The sequence below is a fragment of the Micromonospora sp. WMMD1155 genome (assembly GCF_029581275.1).
Taxonomy (GTDB): domain Bacteria; phylum Actinomycetota; class Actinomycetes; order Mycobacteriales; family Micromonosporaceae; genus Micromonospora.
This window is the reverse complement of the sequence record NZ_CP120742.1, coordinates 1,985,836-2,000,085: the sequence shown is the minus strand read 5'-3', so window position 1 is coordinate 2,000,085 and position 14,250 is coordinate 1,985,836. Positions and strand designations below refer to the sequence as shown.

20 protein-coding genes and 1 pseudogene are annotated in these 14,250 nt (G+C 71.9%); 14 read left to right on the top strand and 7 right to left on the bottom strand.

All coding sequences use genetic code 11. The annotated features are described in order from the left end of the window. Positions 1–72 precede the first annotated feature (72 nt). Positions 73–435: a thioredoxin gene (gene trxA, locus O7617_RS08895; protein WP_030329190.1), complete on the bottom strand. Its 363-nt coding sequence runs from the start codon at positions 433–435 to the stop codon at positions 73–75. Positions 436–984: 549 nt separating this feature from the next. Between trxA and O7617_RS08890 the strand changes: the two genes are divergently transcribed. The 11 genes from O7617_RS08890 to O7617_RS08840 all read left to right on the top strand — a co-directional run bounded on the left by O7617_RS08890 (position 985) and on the right by O7617_RS08840 (position 9,398). After that, the gene (locus tag O7617_RS08890; protein WP_282262755.1) at positions 985–1,500 is read left to right on the top strand and encodes a MaoC family dehydratase; all 516 of its coding nucleotides are present in this window, start codon (positions 985–987) and stop codon (positions 1,498–1,500) included. Between the two features lie 120 nt (positions 1,501–1,620). Then, on the top strand, positions 1,621–2,157 hold the full coding sequence (locus O7617_RS08885) for a hypothetical protein (RefSeq protein WP_282262753.1): 537 nt from the start codon (positions 1,621–1,623) through the stop codon (positions 2,155–2,157). Between the two features lie 52 nt (positions 2,158–2,209). Continuing rightward, positions 2,210–2,833 carry an RNA methyltransferase gene (locus tag O7617_RS08880; RefSeq protein ID WP_282264682.1) on the top strand — a complete coding sequence of 208 codons (624 nt, stop codon included), beginning with the start codon at positions 2,210–2,212 and terminating at the stop codon, positions 2,831–2,833. A gap of 38 nt (positions 2,834–2,871) precedes the next feature. Further along, the gene (locus O7617_RS08875; protein WP_348774174.1) at positions 2,872–3,591 is read left to right on the top strand and encodes a DUF6758 family protein; all 720 of its coding nucleotides are present in this window, start codon (positions 2,872–2,874) and stop codon (positions 3,589–3,591) included. A 116-nt stretch (positions 3,592–3,707) separates the two neighbouring features. Next, on the top strand, positions 3,708–3,866 hold the full coding sequence (locus O7617_RS08870; RefSeq protein WP_007455302.1) for a hypothetical protein: 159 nt from the start codon (positions 3,708–3,710) through the stop codon (positions 3,864–3,866). A 6-nt stretch (positions 3,867–3,872) separates the two neighbouring features. Beyond that, a complete protein-coding gene (locus O7617_RS08865) occupies positions 3,873–4,748 on the top strand; it encodes a PH domain-containing protein (RefSeq protein WP_282262751.1) in 876 nt (291 codons plus the stop codon). A gap of 103 nt (positions 4,749–4,851) precedes the next feature. Then, positions 4,852–5,610: a SigE family RNA polymerase sigma factor gene (locus O7617_RS08860; RefSeq protein WP_282262750.1), complete on the top strand. Its 759-nt coding sequence runs from the start codon at positions 4,852–4,854 to the stop codon at positions 5,608–5,610. Then, on the top strand, positions 5,607–6,869 hold the full coding sequence (locus tag O7617_RS08855) for a hypothetical protein (RefSeq protein WP_282262749.1): 1,263 nt from the start codon (positions 5,607–5,609) through the stop codon (positions 6,867–6,869). The genes O7617_RS08860 and O7617_RS08855 overlap by 4 nt, the downstream gene beginning before the upstream one ends. Positions 6,870–6,906: 37 nt before the next feature. Further along, complete coding sequence (locus O7617_RS08850) at positions 6,907–7,779, top strand: PHP domain-containing protein (protein ID WP_282262748.1); 873 nt, start codon at positions 6,907–6,909, stop codon at positions 7,777–7,779. 40 nt (positions 7,780–7,819) lie between these two features. Continuing rightward, complete coding sequence (locus O7617_RS08845; protein WP_088986470.1) at positions 7,820–8,434, top strand: MarC family protein; 615 nt, start codon at positions 7,820–7,822, stop codon at positions 8,432–8,434. A 43-nt stretch (positions 8,435–8,477) separates the two neighbouring features. Next, entirely contained in the window at positions 8,478–9,398 is a 921-nt protein-coding gene (locus O7617_RS08840) for a PD-(D/E)XK nuclease family protein (RefSeq protein ID WP_282262747.1), read from the top strand. Between the two features lie 21 nt (positions 9,399–9,419). Here O7617_RS08840 and O7617_RS08835 read toward each other — a convergent pair whose 3' ends face one another. Then, a complete protein-coding gene (locus O7617_RS08835) occupies positions 9,420–10,283 on the bottom strand; it encodes an oxygenase MpaB family protein (RefSeq protein WP_282262746.1) in 864 nt (287 codons plus the stop codon). A 56-nt stretch (positions 10,284–10,339) separates the two neighbouring features. Continuing rightward, a complete protein-coding gene (locus O7617_RS08830; protein ID WP_282262745.1) occupies positions 10,340–10,768 on the bottom strand; it encodes a Fur family transcriptional regulator in 429 nt (142 codons plus the stop codon). A 204-nt stretch (positions 10,769–10,972) separates the two neighbouring features. On the opposite strand from O7617_RS08830, the gene O7617_RS08825 reads away from it, so the two are divergent. Continuing rightward, positions 10,973–11,455 (top strand): hypothetical protein, encoded by a 483-nt coding sequence (locus tag O7617_RS08825; RefSeq protein ID WP_282264681.1) that lies wholly within the window; start codon positions 10,973–10,975, stop codon positions 11,453–11,455. Between the two features lie 16 nt (positions 11,456–11,471). Here the strand turns inward: O7617_RS08825 and O7617_RS08820 are convergent, their stop codons facing one another. Continuing rightward, positions 11,472–11,786 (bottom strand): hypothetical protein, encoded by a 315-nt coding sequence (locus O7617_RS08820; RefSeq protein WP_282262744.1) that lies wholly within the window; start codon positions 11,784–11,786, stop codon positions 11,472–11,474. 150 nt (positions 11,787–11,936) lie between these two features. Here O7617_RS08820 and O7617_RS08815 point away from each other — a divergent pair, with 150 nt between their 5' ends. Next, positions 11,937–12,119: a hypothetical protein gene (locus O7617_RS08815; protein ID WP_282262743.1), complete on the top strand. Its 183-nt coding sequence runs from the start codon at positions 11,937–11,939 to the stop codon at positions 12,117–12,119. A 54-nt stretch (positions 12,120–12,173) separates the two neighbouring features. On the opposite strand, the gene O7617_RS08810 is transcribed toward O7617_RS08815, so the two are convergent. Then, positions 12,174–12,845 (bottom strand): flagellar biosynthesis protein FlgA, encoded by a 672-nt coding sequence (locus O7617_RS08810; RefSeq protein ID WP_282262742.1) that lies wholly within the window; start codon positions 12,843–12,845, stop codon positions 12,174–12,176. A 297-nt stretch (positions 12,846–13,142) separates the two neighbouring features. Here O7617_RS08810 and O7617_RS08805 point away from each other — a divergent pair, with 297 nt between their 5' ends. Then, a complete protein-coding gene (locus tag O7617_RS08805; protein WP_282264946.1) occupies positions 13,143–13,349 on the top strand; it encodes a hypothetical protein in 207 nt (68 codons plus the stop codon). A 14-nt stretch (positions 13,350–13,363) separates the two neighbouring features. Here the strand turns inward: O7617_RS08805 and O7617_RS08800 are convergent. Beyond that, a pseudogene (locus O7617_RS08800) lies at positions 13,364–13,570 on the bottom strand (FmdB family zinc ribbon protein); the annotation flags it as partial. Further along, positions 13,567–14,244 (bottom strand): 5-formyltetrahydrofolate cyclo-ligase, encoded by a 678-nt coding sequence (locus O7617_RS08795; RefSeq protein WP_282262741.1) that lies wholly within the window; start codon positions 14,242–14,244, stop codon positions 13,567–13,569. The pseudogene O7617_RS08800 and the gene O7617_RS08795, both read right to left, overlap by 4 nt. Between the last annotated feature and the right edge of the window lie 6 nt (positions 14,245–14,250).

Here is a 14,250-nt window from a genome sequence, read left to right as displayed (position 1 = left end):
TGCAAACGCTTCCGGGAGTACGACGAAGGCCGGGCCCGCATCGGGCCCGGCCTTCCGTGTCGTACGAACCACTCAGTGGTTGTGCTCGGCCAGCTGCTTACGGACGTCGTCCATGTCCAGCGCCTCGACCTGCTCGATCAGGTTCTCCAGCGCGGACTCGGGAAGCGCGCCCGGCTGGGCGAAGACGATGACGCCGTCGCGGATCGCCATGATCGTGGGGATCGACCGGATGTCGAACTTGGCGCCCAGCTCCTGCTGCGCCTCGGTGTCGACCTTGCCGAACACGATGTTCTGGTGCTTCTCCGAGGAGCGCTCGTAGACCGGGGCGAACCGCTTGCACGGACCACACCAGTCGGCCCAGAAGTCGACCAGGACGATGCCGTCGTTGCCGGTCACCTCGTCGAAGTTCGCCGAGGTCAGCTCAACGGTTGCCATTGCACTCTCCGATCACCGCGGTTTGTCTACGACCCGTAGAACCAGGGCTGACCGTATCGAATTCCCGGGGGGTGGGGTACGAAACGTGCCCGGTCCAGCCAGGGGGTCGGAGGTCATCGACCCACGTCTGTTTGCCGGTGGCCTGCGGAACGCAAATGCATGACGCACTTGCGTGACCTGCGGTAATGGGAGCGTTTCCAAGGAGATCCACCCGATTGAGCTGTACGAATCGGTAACTTGGCCTGTGACGAGGAGGTATCTGGCCTGCGGAGATCGCTTATCAACCTCCGAATCGTCACCGAGAGTAGTGTAACAAAAAGATAAATGTGACGCCGATCTCTGTTGAACCTACGCCGCCGTAGGGCAGACTTCTCGGCATCAGAGCGTGGGCGGCGGGTGCCGGGGAGGGCCCCGCCGCTCATTGCGTCTCCCCTCGGGTGCCAGCGACAGGTGTGACTTTTCCGCCGCCGACGCGCCCCACCGGTCGCCTTAACCTTCGGTAAGGCATGCTGTGCCGAACTCCATCGCCGCCCGTCGAAGGGGACCAGGATGCAGTTCGGCCGCTACTACGAGGAGTTCGAGGTCGGCGCGGTGTACCGGCACTGGCCGGGCAAGACCGTCACCGAGTACGACGACCACCTCTTCTGCCTGCTCACCATGAACCACCACCCGCTGCACATGGACGCGCACTACGCCGAGACGGCCAGCCAGTTCAAGCGCAACGTGGTGGTCGGCAACTACATCTACTCCCTGCTGCTCGGCATGTCGGTGCCCGACGTGAGCGGGAAGGCCATCGCCAACCTGGAGGTCGAGTCGCTGCGGCACGTCGCGCCCACGTTCCACGGGGACACCATCTACGGCGAGACCACCGTGCTGGACAAGCGTGAGTCCGGGTCCAAGCCCGACCGCGGCGTGGTGTCGGTGGAGACCCGCGGCTACAACCAGGACGGCACCATGGTCTGCGTCTTCCGGCGCAGGGTCATGGTGCCCAAGCGGGAGTACGCGGCGAGCGCCGTCCCCGACGGGGTGGACCCCGAACGGCCCAGCTTCCCCGAGCCGCGCTGAGCGACGCGCCGCAGCCCGCGGGGCGGCATGCTCGTGAGCCGGGCTGAGCGCCGACGGACTCCGGGCCCCTTCCGCAGCGCGTTTGCGGCGGAAGGAGCCCTGCTCCCGTGCACGGCGCATATGCTGACGCCGGAGGTTCCGATGAGCCACTCCGTCGCCGGAGAGCCGCCCTCTGCCGGCCGTCGAGCCGCACCGTCGACCACGGCTGCCTATTCCGCCGCCGAATGGGACCTGCTCACCAGCCTGCCCGGCCGGGTTCTCGTGGCGGCTGCCGCCTCCGGGCCCGGCCGCGTCGAACGGGGGGTCATGGCCGGTCTCGCCGGCCTGGACGCCGTGGCCGCGGGCCGAGCCTTCGACAGCGATCTCGTCCGCGCGGTGGTCGCCGCGATCTACGCCCGGCACGACGGCACCCCGCAGGCCACCGAGCAGCTCACCGATCTGGTGGACGTGTTGGCCGCCTGCCGGGCGGCACACCGGGTTCTGCGTCGGCACGCCGACCCCGCCGACTCGGCCGCGTACCGCCAGTGGGTGCAGTCGGTCGCGGCCCGGGTGTGCCGCGCGGTGCCCAGCCCCGGCGAACGCCGGGCCGACCACCTCGCGACCCCCGCCGACCGTCGTTTCCTCGACCGGCTCGGCGCCGCACTCGGGCTGCGGTGACCCGGCAGGTCGTCGCACCGGGTGCCGGCGTGGTCCGTACCCTCTGATGACCGTGACCGAAGACCAGCTTGAGGTGGGTGTGGGCCCCTGGCCGGGGGACCCGCCCGAGGACCCGCGTTACGACAGGCAGTTGCTGGCCGAGGGGGACCGGCGCAACGTCGTCGACCGCTACCGCTATTGGCGGCACGAGGCGATCGTCGCGGACCTGGACCAGCACCGGCACGGTTTTCACGTCGCGATCGAGAACTGGCAGCACGACTTCAACATCGGCACCGTGGTCCGCAACGCCAACGCGTTCAACGCCGCCGAGGTGCACATCGTCGGGCGGCGTCGGTGGAACCGGCGCGGCGCGATGGTGACCGATCGCTACCAGCATGTGCGACACCACGAGACGATCGAGGAGTTCGTGGCCTGGGCGGCCGAGCGCCGACTGCCGGTGGTCGGCATCGACAACCTGCCCGGGTCGCGTCCGCTGGAGACCGGGACCCTTCCCCGGGACTGCGTACTGCTCTTCGGTCAGGAGGGGCCCGGGCTCTCCGCGCCGGCCCGTGCGGCGTGCGACCAGCTCTACTCCATCGCCCAGTACGGCTCGACGAGGTCGATCAACGCGGGTGTGGCCAGCGGTATCGCGATGCACGCCTGGATTCGTGCCCACGCCGGCCCGCCGCCGGACTGAGCCGCGCCCGGACGCCGAATTGGACGTTCCCGCTTGACGTGCCGACGGTACGGGGTGACGGTGGGGATGTGAGTGTCGCGGTGAGTTGTCCGAGATGCGGGGGCCCGGTACGGGCGCCGGATCTGATGCACACCGACTCGAGATGCCTGCGCTGCGGCCCGGTGCCGCCGCTGCACGTGCCCGAGCACATCGGAGCGGACATCGTGGCGAGCGTGGTGGAGCGGATCACCGCGACCGCCGATCCGCCGGTGACGCCGCTGTGGTGTCCGTGGCCGCTGCCGCCCGGCTGGACGCTCACCGGCGTGGCGTACGCGGGGGACGACCGGACGGGCGTGCGGGCGACGGCGGTGGCCTGCGCGGGCCCGGCGCCGCTCGGCGGTGGTCCGGCCGATCTGGTCTTCGTGGCCGAGGAGCCCGGCGTCGGCCTGGGCACCCGACTCGCCGGGCTGGCCGGGCCGGACCCCGGGCCGGAGTTGGCCGACGCGTTGACCGAACCCGGGCCGGGTCACCCCGACCATGTCGGGCAGGCCAGGATCAGGGTCGCCGGGCACCCGACTCCACTGTGGTTGGTGAATTCTCCAACAGATCGAAGCGCGTACGCCGGCGAAGCTCGGGGAATGTGGCTCCATGCGATAGCCTGGCCGGCGAGTGCGGGTCACCTGCTCGCGGAAGACGTCGTGCTACACGACCTGACCGAGTGGACTCCACCCGAGCTCGTGTACGGCGCACCATCCCCGTACTTACCGGGGAGACCTTGACAAGTCTCCCGGTTTGACGGAGAACGGACGCAGATATTCACTGTACGACACCACACTGATACTCTGGGTGCCGCTGCGGTAATGGGACCCGGCGCCGCGCGAGAGGATGGCCCGCCATGGTCAAGAAGGTCCTCACCTGGGCCGGAATCGCATTCTTGATCTTCTTCGTCGCCTACCGGCCAAACTCCGCGGCTGACGTGTTCAAGTCGCTCGGCGGCGGGATCATGGATATTGCGCAGGGGTTCGGCGACTTCTTCACCAGCCTCGTCGCCTAGCCGCCGATGGGCAGCCCCTCCGGTCCACCCTTCGACCCGGACGACCCCGACCGGGAGCGCCGCGAGCGCGACACCGAGCCGATCCCGCGGGTCGGGCCCGATGACGGCCCGGGCTACGGGGCCGGAGCCGGCCTGTCCGACGGTCCGTCCCTATCGGACGACGTCGGCTACGGCGACGGGCCCGGCTACGCGGGTCAGGGTCGATCCGGTCGGGCCTGGATCCGTGATCCGGAGGCCGGTTACCAGCCGCCGCAGATCTCCGAGGACGAGTTGGCCGGGTTGCGCGCCGACGCGACCGGAGCGACTCCCCGGCGGGTGCTGCCACTGGAGGACGAGCCCAGTTCGCTGGTCGCCCGCTACCTCTTCCCCACCGAGCGCTACCGGGGTGAGTGGAAGCGGCACTGGATCCACCTCACCACCCCGCTGCTGGTCGGCATCGCGGCGACCTTCGTGCTCGGCTACCTCTCCGGCTTTCTCGCCGGGCAGAACGTGGGCGCGCTGACCACCATCGCCGTGCTCCTCTGGTTCGCCGTGATGGGCTGGGTGGCGTGGAAGGTCGCCGACTGGTGGTATGACCGGTTCATCCTGACCAACAAGCGGGTCATGGTGGTCAACGGCATCATCACCCGTCGGGTCGCGATGATGCCGCTGGTCCGGGTCACCGACATGAAGTACGAACAAACCCCGACCGGGCGAGCGCTCAACTACGGCACCTTCGTGCTGGAGTCCGCCGGCCAGGAGCAGGCCCTCCGCGAGATCAAGAACCTACCCAACCCGAACGAGCTCTACCTGCGCGTCGTCGAGGAGATGTACGAGCCGCAGGCGGTCGAGGCGCGGCTCGGCAAGGAGGCCGACGAAGCCAAGGCCGACGACGGGGCGTGAAGGTTTTCGACCGAACATCGGAGTAAGTGCGCACCTTTCGTCATGGACTGGAACGCCCCTGACGTGGCACTCTGCCAGGGCAACTGGGGTGTGGAGGTGTGCGGTGACGAGCAGGGACTCGTTGGAGGAGCAGTTCCGCGAGTTCGTCGCGGCGCGCTCCGCCGCGCTCCTACGCACCGCCTATCTGCTTTCCGGCGACTGGGCCACGGCCGAGGATCTGCTCCAGACGGCGCTCACCAAGACGTACCTCGCGTGGAAACGGCTCGGCGGGATCGAAGCCGTCGAGCCGTACGCGCGGCGTGTGATGGTCAACACGTCGACGAGTTGGTGGCGGCGGCGTTGGCACGGTGAACGCCCGACCGAGGTGCTGCCGGAACGCGCCGGAGTCGACGAGATCGAGCAGCAGCTCGACCGTGACCTGCTCTGGCGGCATCTGAAGCAGCTGCCCAACCGGCAGCGGGCGGTGTTGGTGCTGCGCTACTACGAGGACATGTCGGAGGCGCAGACCGCCGCGATGCTGGACATCTCACCGGGAACGGTGAAGAGCCAGACGTCCCGAGCCCTGGCCACGCTGCGTCGCCGGATGGGAGCCGACGCGGCGGACCTTCCCGCCGCAGCCGGTGCCGCCGGTCGACCAGCAGCCGGTGCCGCCCGACCGGTCGGCCGGGGTGTCCCCGGCGGGCAGCCCTCGGTGGCCGGCGCCACCGCGACGCCCCGACCGCGGCCGGCAGCCGGACAGGCCCCACCCCGCCCGGCCGTCCCGCAGGTCGTGCTGCCCGCCGTGCCGGTCAGCCCGCAGGTCGTGTCGCCCACCGCCCCGGCGGCCGTGCCCGTCGGCACGGGCTCCGGGGAGCAGCAGTGAGCGGATTGCCAGGCCGCCGCGACAACCTGACGGCCGGGCCGAAGCGTTCATCCCAGGTGCGGCCTGACGATCTGGAAGGTGCGGTGCGGGAGAGCCTCTCGCGCCAGGTGGCCCTTTCCCGTCCGCTGAGCGCCGACCCCGCCGGCCAGGCGATTCGACGGGCGAACCGGATCCGGCGTCGGCGAACCGGGGCCGGGCTCGCGCTCGCGACGGCCGTCACCGTGCTGCTCGGCGCGGGCATGGTCCAACTCGGCGCGGGAACCGGGCGGGACGGCACTCCCATCGTGGTGATCGGTGATCCGGACGGTGCCAACCGGCCCGTCCCGACGGCGAGCGTGCCAGGTGCCGAATCCTCGTCCGGGACGTCCGCCTCCCTGGTCGTCACCGAGACGCTGGTCGACCCCGACGGGAAGCGGCTGGTGTTGCGCGACATCGGGGCGGCCGAACGGGCGCAGCTGCTGCCCGGCGGGGGCGGCTGGTTGGTGGTCAGTAGACCGACCGCCGCCGGTCGGACCCTCTGGGTGGTGCAGGACGACGGCCTGGTGCAGGTGCTGCTCGCCGGTGCGGGCCCGATCGCCCTGGCACCGGACAGCCGACAGGTCGCCTGGCGCGACGGTGACGACCTGCTCGTGGCGGGGGTGGTCGGCACCCAGCTCATCGGCGCGGCACGCACCCCGGTGCCCGAGGCCGCGGAACCCGTCCGGTTCGTCGGTGACAGCGTGCTGGTCCGGCTCGACCCCGGGAGTACCGGTCACACCCTCTGGCGGCCGAGCGCCGGGCAGATGCCGACAACCGTCGACCGGCAGACCCTCAACGTCTACGGATCGCTGCCCGACGGGCGACTGGTCGGGCAGACCGTCGGGACCGACCCCGGCGGGACCTGCCTGGCCGTTCTCGACCCGACCCGGCACCTGGCGCCGGTGGAGTCCAGCTGCGGCGCGGACCTGAGCCGGGACGGCGTGGGCGGGGTCTCCGCCGACGGGCGGTGGCTGCTGGTGAACGGACGGGTGGGCAAGGCCGGCCACGCGCTCCTGGTCGACCTGCGGCGACTCGGGCCGGCGCCGACCGCCGTGCCGGCCGGGCCACCGATGGCCGGCGCGATCGTCTGGAGCAACGACACCCAGGCCGCGTACCTCGACGGTGGCGGTGACCTGGTCCGGGTCGACGTCGGCCGGGTACGGGCCGGGAAGCCGGCGGCTCCCGCGCCGGTGCCCGACCTGCCGGCCGGGGACCGGCCCGTCCTGGTGAGCGGCTTCTGACCCACCCGGTCGAGGTGAGCCTCGGTAACGTCATGAGGTGACCTCGCGTACCGGCGCCGCCCCGCGGATCGACCTGCACACCCACTCGACGGCCAGCGACGGCACGTTGACCCCGACCGAGCTGGTCCGGGCCGCCGCCACGGCCGGGCTGGACGTGTTGGCGATCACCGACCACGACACCACCGCCGGTTGGGCGCCGGCCGTCGCCGCGCTGCCGCCCGGGCTGCGCCTGATCCGGGGCGCCGAGCTGTCCTGTCGCTGGTCCGGCACCCGACCGGCGGTGCCGCTGCACCTGCTGGCGTACCTGTTCGACCCGGATCACCAGGAACTGGTGGCGGAACTCGCCCGGGTGCGGGCCGCCCGGGAGGATCGTGGCGAACGGATCGTCGCGTTGTTGCGTGCCGACGGCATCGACGTGAGCTGGCCGGAGATCCTGGCCGGTGCCGACGGAGGGACCGTGGGCCGGCCGCACCTCGCGCAGGCGCTGATCCGGGCCGGCCTGGTCCGCAGCACCTCGGAGGCGTTCGGCTCGGACTGGCTGGGCGAACGGTACCGGCTGCCCAAGGACGACATCGACGTGTTCCAGGCGGTCCGGCTGGTGCGATCGGCCGGTGGCGTGCCGGTCTTCGCCCACCCCCGGGCCACCCGCCGTGGCCGGGTGGTGCCCGACGAGCTGATCGGCGAGTTGGCGGCCGCCGGACTGGCCGGCCTCGAGGCCGACCACGAAGACCACAGCCCCGCCGAGCGGGCGCACGTCCGGGCGCTCGCCGCCGACCTGGGCCTGCTCGTCACCGGCTCCTCCGATTTCCACGGCACGCACAAGACCGTCCAACTCGGTGCGTTCACCACCGGCGTCGAGGCGTACGAGCGGATCGTCGCCGAAGGGGTGACCGAGGTCGCTTCCGGCTGATCCGCGTTTCGGCGGATCACGGCGCGGCTAGGTTGATCACGTGGATCTGAAGTTGTTCGGCGAGGTTTTCGTGACCCTGCTGGTGATCACTGACCCCCCGGGCATGATGCCGATCTTCCTGGCGTTGACCGGTCCGCTGCCCGCCCGCGACCGGAACCGGGCGGCCTGGCAGGCCGTCGCGTTGGCGCTGGGCGTGATCGTGATCTTCGCGGTGGCGGGACAGACCCTGCTGGACTACCTGCACGTGGACCTGCCGGCGTTGCAGGCGGCCGGTGGGCTGCTGCTCGTACTCGTCGCACTGGAGTTGCTCACCGGCAAGACCGACGGTCCCAGCGCGGACGCCACCTCGAACATCGCCCTGGTGCCGCTGGGCACCCCGCTGCTGGCCGGCCCGGGCGCCATCGTCGCCACGATGCTCTTCGTCCAGCAGGCCGACGGCCTGGGCGACTACACCGCCATCGCCGTGGCGATCCTCGCCGTGATGGTCGCCGTCTGGATCGTCCTGCGCTTCTCCGGCGGCATCGTGAAGATCCTGCGTCCGGGCGGCATCGAGGTGCTGACCAGGATCGCCGGTCTGCTGCTGGCCGCGATCGCCGTCCAGCTCATCGCCGACGCCGTGTTCGCCTTCGTCACGCACTACGTGAACATGACCTGACCGGCGCACCCACCCTGTCGGAGGTGGATGGCAGGATCGCAGGGTGCGACGATCCTCCTCAGCGGGCCGACCGGCGGCCGGTGGCCGCGCTCCCCGACCACGCGACGGCGGTGCCGAGCAACTCGGCTTCGAAGGCATGCCGGAGCGCCTGTTCGTCTGCACACCGAGCAAACTCGGCGCGTTCGTGGACTGCCCGCGTCGCTACCGCTACTCGTACGTCGACCGGCCGACACCGCCCAAGGGTCCGCCGTGGGCGCACAACTCGCTCGGCGCCAGTGTGCACACCGCCCTGAAGAACTGGTATGCGCTGCCCGCCGACCGGCGTCGCCCCGAGGTGCTGGCGACCCTCCTCAAGGGCACCTGGGTCCGCGAGGGTTACCGCGACGACGAGCAGGAGCGGGCCGCCTACCGGCGGGCGTTGAGCTGGCTGGAGGCGTACGTCGAGACGCTGGAAGCCGACTCCGACCCGCTCGGCGTGGAGCGGGTGGTGGCGGTCAAGACCGCCGTGCTGGCGTTCAACGGCCGAGCCGACCGGATCGACTCGCGACCCGGGCCGGAGGGGCCGGAGCTGGTCATCGTCGACTACAAGACCGGTCGCAGCGGGTTGGACACCGACGACGCGCGGGGTTCGCAGGCGTTGGCGCTCTACGCGTACGCGGCCGAGCGGGTGTTCCGCCGACCGTGCCGTCGGGTGGAGCTGCACCACCTGCCCACCGGCACGGTCGCCGGCCACGACCACACGGTCGAGTCGCTGGCCCGGCAGTTGACCCGTGCGGAGGAGACGGCCCGCGACATCATGGCCGCCGAACGGGCGGTCGCGGACGGTGCCGACGCCGACGAGGCGTTTCCGACGGCCCCCAGCCCACGCTGCGGCTGGTGTGACTTCCGCCGACACTGCCCGACCGGGGCGCAGGTGCCGGGCAAGGAGCCGTGGGCGGCCGTGGACCGGCACGCCGACGGCTGACGCCCGCCAAGGACCGGCCGGTCAGCCGGCCATCGCGGTGGCGGCGTGGCGCGCGGCCCGCTCCTTGGCGGCCTGCAACAACGGCCCCTCCAGATACCGGCGGGGCACGGCGGCGAGCGCGAGTCGCAGGGCACGCACCGTCAGATCCGCCGACAGCGCGGTGGTGGGCAGGCCGAGTCCGCCGTACATTCGGCGCGCCCACGCCGGCAGCAGGCCGAACGCGGTGCCGGCGATCCCCAGGTACGCCCAGCGCGGCGGGCCGAGGGTGAGCCCCAACCGGGCCGGCAGGCTGAGCTTCCACGGCAGTGGCGGTGCGGTCAGGAAGATCGCCGTCTCGGCTGCCTCCCGGGTCATCCGCAGCTCCGGCCGTACGGCCCGGTAATACTCCGCCACCTCGCTCGCGGTGCCCGGAACGGTCGCCGGGTCCAGGCCGACCAGCGCGGCGGACCGGCGCTGTTCCGTGTAGTAGCCGTGCACCTCGTCGTCGGTGAGCGGCAGACCGGCGCGGCGGGCCGTGCTGAGGAACGACTCGACCTCGGTGACGTGCACCCAGCGCAGCAGGTCCGGCTCGTCGATCCGGAACGACTCCCCGGTCAGCGGGTCGGTGGCTCGCAGCCGGTCGTGCAGCCGTCGCAGCCGGGCGCCGGCCGCCTCCGCCTCGGCGGTGGTCCCGTAGACAGTGGTCGCGACGTAGGTGGCGGTGCGGACCAGTCGGCCCCAGGCGTCGGTGCGGTAGTTGCTGTTCTGCGCGACCCCGGCCATCGCCCGGGGGTGCAACGCCTGGAGGTAGAGCGAACGCAGGCCGGCGACGATCAGGATCGGCTCCTCGTGCACCTTCCACGTGACCGAACCCGGACCGAAGAGGCCGAGGTCATCGGAGTCCACGGTCCAAGAGTGCCACGGGCCGCCCGGCCTCGTCGGGCACGTCTCGTCTGCGCCGGTCAGACGTCGGCGGAGCGGCGCGCCCGGCAGCCCGGGCAGAGACCCCAGAAGGTCACCTCCGCCTCGTCCACCTCGAAGCCGTGCGTCACGTTCGGGTCCAGGCACGGAGCACTGCCCACCGCGCAGTCGATGTCGGCGATCTCGCCGCAGCCCCGGCAGACCACGTGGTGGTGGTTGTCGCCGACCCGTGCCTCGTAGCGGGCGGGACCACCGGCCGGCTCGATCCGGCGGGACAACCCGGCGCGCGACAGCGCGCCCAGCACGTCGTAGACCGCCTGCGTGGAAACCGAGTCGAGGCGTTCACGGACCCGCCGGGCGATCTCGTCGACCTCCAGGTGCCCGCCGGCACTCAGCACGTCGAGCACCGCGAGGCGGGGCCGCGTGACACGCAGGCCCTTCGATCGCAGCAGCTCCTCGGCACCGGACATCGGCCAATGACAGCACGCCCGATCGGCATCGACAACCGTCGCCCGCCCCGGGTGGCCACCGACACAGCCTCCGAAGATCGGGAGCGCGTCCCGAGACGGTGAACCCGATCGTCGGGTTACGCGTGTGTCCGGTCGAAAGCCTGGGGACGATTCGGCGGACCGTACGCCGACCACCCCCTGACCGTGATCCACCTGGAGGGTTGGATGTTCGAGGAGATCCTGGGTCTACCGGCACACGTCCTGGTGGTCCACGCGGTCGTCGTGTTCGTACCGCTGCTGGCGGCGCTGGCCATCGCGTACGTGGGTCTGCCCCGGTGGCGGCACCGGCTGGACTGGGCTGTGGGTCTCCTCGCCGTGGCCGCGCCGGTGACCGCGTTCGTGGCCGTCAAGTCGGGTGAGGTGTTCACCGACGCCCTGGTCGCCTGGGGCTTCCAGGGACAGATCCTCGATCAGATCTTCGAGCACTCCCGCTACGGCGACATCCTGTTCCGCATCGTGGTGCCGCTCGGGATCGTGGCGATCCTGCTGCTCGTGGCGACCAGTGGGCACCCCCGGGTGCCGCGGTTGCCGGGGTTGGTGATCCCGGTTCTGGGGGTGGCGACAGTGGGGCTGTCCATCGCCGCACTGGTCTACGTCTACCTCACCGGCCACTCCGGGGCCGAGGCGGTCTGGGGCACCACCCTCTGACCCGCCCGCTCGCACCTCAGAAGATGATCCGCGAGCAGAGCAGGCAGACCAGGAACACCAGCACCACGCCGGCCGCCGCGCCGAAGCCGTAGGTGACCCGCTGCGAGCGCTGCTCGGCCGCATCCAGGTAGGCCATGTCCTGCGGCGGCAGCTGCCGAGGTGGTGCCGGCTGAAGGTGTACGGGTGGACGCCAACCCGTCGGCGGCGGCACGCTCGGCGGCGGACCGGTGTATCCGCTCACGGGGGCGGTGGGAGGTTGGTCCGCCGCCGCGTCGGTGCCGGGCCGTCGCCAGTAGTCGTCCGGGGCGCTGCCGCCGCTGGGGGTCGTCACGCCGTCCGACGCTACCAACGCGAGCAGCGGCCCGGTCGCCTCTTGCCGGCGTGCCACAGTCGGCGGGCCGTTCCGCCGCCGCCGGGGTGGCAGTGGAACCGACACGCGTCGGCACGGTGGAGGTGGCCGATTGCGCTAGTCTTGCCGCTCGTGAGCACCGAGGACCCCGGCCGGCAGGGCGTACGCGGCGACGACGACCGGACCGTCGACCTGAGCGAAGACTTCGTGGTGCTGCCCGAGCAGACGTCCGACGACACGGACCGTGGCTGGGGTGAACGGTCGGGCGGCAACGACGACTGGCTGCTCGCCGAACGCCCCCCACACTGGGACTGACCCGACGGTGGTGCGCGGACTGCTCAGCCCGGCGTCCGGTGGCGCGGCGGGCGCTCAACCGCGCACGACGACGGCGAACCGGGTGCCCTCGGGGAGCCCGACGGCGCGTTGTGCCTGGTCGGGGCGAAGGGCCAGGTAGAGCGCTGTGGACCCGTCGGTCGCGTCGGCGCCCAGGACGTCCAGCACCAGAGCCGCGGGCGCGAGCAGCGCGACGTCGGCGCCCGCCCGGTCGGGTGTCGCGGCCAGCAGATCGACCCGGGTGCCGGGGCGGGCCACCGCGAGCGCGGCCGGCTCGGCCAGCCGGATCGGCACCCCGACCGCGCCGGTGGGCAGCGGCAGCGGTCTGACCGGCCCGTCGCCGGTAGCGGTGCGGTCCTCACCGGCCGGGCCGGTCGGCGGCCCGCCGTTGCCACCTCCGTCGGTCGCGCTCTCGTCAGGCTTGCTCGACCCGCTCTCGTTGGCTTCGGTCGAACGAGCGTCGTCGGGGCTGGGTGAGTCGTCGGGGCTGGGTGAGCCGCCTCCGTCGACCGGACCGTTGGTGCCGTCGGCCCCTGCCGAGGCGGGGGAGGACGCGGCGCTCGGCGGGCAACCGGGCGGGGTGTGCAGGACGGCGGCGGCCAGGCCGAGCAGCGCGGTGACCAGGACGGCCCGGAGCAGGGCGTGCCCGCCGGGAATGGTGAACCGGCGCAGGGGACGCAGCGCCCGCGCGGAGTCTGGATCACTCATCGCCGCTGCCGCCTCCCGTCCGGAGGGTGTCGCCGTGACACCCTCGGCGGCAGGTTAGGCCGTTCCAGGCGTGATTCGCCGACCGTCGGCCGGGACCTGTGGATAACCGGCCGGCCTGTGGACAACGCCCGGCAGTGGGTTGGACCTGCTAAGGCGCAGCCATGATCGACTCGGGGTTCACGGAGACCGGGCGGTCAGGGTGACCGGGACGGGCCGTCTTCCGTGAACCCGAGTGGATCAAGCTGAAGGACGAAGGGGGCCGCTGGAGGTCAGGATGCGGAGCTGGCCGCCGGGGCCTTGCCGCCGCTGGACCCGCCCGACGACGACCCACCCGAGGAGGACCCGGCGGACGAGGACGACCCCGACGAGGAACCGGACGACGAGGACGACCCGGACGAGGACGACCCGGACTTATCGGCGGACGACGAGTCGGACTTCGCCGGCTTGGCGGCCGTGCCGCCGGCCGTCGTCTCGGAGCCGGAGGCCCGCGAGTCGGTGCGGTAGAAGCCCGAGCCCTTGAAGACGATTCCGACCGAGTTGAAGACCTTGCGCAGCCGCCCCTGACACGCCGGGCACTCGGTCAGCGGCTCGTCAGAGAAGGACTGCACCGCCTCGAGCTGGTGACCGCACGTGGTGCAGGCGTACTGGTACGTGGGCACGTTCTCCTCCGGATCTGGGCTCGGCCAGTTGGCACTCGACGTATTCGAGTGCCAATGGTGCGTCATTCGCCCCGGGTTCGTCCAGCGGACGTGTGGGGCGCGACACCATGCGCCGCACCCGGGCCGCCGTCAAGCGTACGCACCCCGTCGGCGGGGGTGACGACCGCGCGGACCAGCCGGTCGTGCGGCTCCGCCGGAAGCGCGTCGACCAGCTCGCCGTCGTGCAGGGGCACCACTGTCAGCGTCGCCTCCGGCACCCGGGCGAGGGCCCGGTCGTAGGAGCCGCCGCCCCGCCCGAGCCGCCGACCGTGGCGGTCCACCGCGAGGGCCGGTACGACCACCAGTTCCGCGTCCGCCACGGCGTCCACCCCGAGGCGGACGCCGGTGGGTTCGCGGATGCCCCGACCGGCGGCGACCACGTCCGCCGGCCCGGTGTACGCCGCCCAGTCCAGATCCAGGTCGGCGAGGAGCACCGGCAGCAGCAACTCGGCGTCGGCCGACAGCGCCGCCCGCAGTGCCTCCGGTAGGTCGGCGCCGCCCGGTTCGGAGCCGATCGGCACGTACGCCGTCATCCGGCGGGGGCGCAGTCTGCGTACCAACCCGACCAGCTCAGCCTGCACGCGCCCGGCGGCGGCGGCCCGGATGGGACCGGGCAGCGACCGGCGGCGGGCGAGCAGTTCCACGCGTGCGTCCCGCTTCGCGGCACGCGTCACTTCCGCTTCATCAGAAAATTCCGGCACGCAACA

Bases quoted from the DNA above. Each gene is read 5' to 3' on its own strand.
- O7617_RS08865 (WP_282262751.1), top strand. From the start codon at position 3,873: ATGGGCAGCCCCTCCGGTCCACCCTTCGACCCGGACGACCCCGACCGG.
- O7617_RS08830 (WP_282262745.1), bottom strand. From the start codon at position 10,768: ATGTCCGGTGCCGAGGAGCTGCTGCGATCGAAGGGCCTGCGTGTCACG.
- O7617_RS08825 (WP_282264681.1), top strand. From the start codon at position 10,973: ATGTTCGAGGAGATCCTGGGTCTACCGGCACACGTCCTGGTGGTCCAC.
- O7617_RS08810 (WP_282262742.1), bottom strand. From the start codon at position 12,845: ATGAGTGATCCAGACTCCGCGCGGGCGCTGCGTCCCCTGCGCCGGTTC.
- O7617_RS08885 (WP_282262753.1), top strand. From the start codon at position 1,621: ATGCTGACGCCGGAGGTTCCGATGAGCCACTCCGTCGCCGGAGAGCCG.
- O7617_RS08890 (WP_282262755.1), top strand. From the start codon at position 985: ATGCAGTTCGGCCGCTACTACGAGGAGTTCGAGGTCGGCGCGGTGTAC.
- O7617_RS08870 (WP_007455302.1), top strand. From the start codon at position 3,708: ATGGTCAAGAAGGTCCTCACCTGGGCCGGAATCGCATTCTTGATCTTC.
- trxA (WP_030329190.1), bottom strand. From the start codon at position 435: ATGGCAACCGTTGAGCTGACCTCGGCGAACTTCGACGAGGTGACCGGC.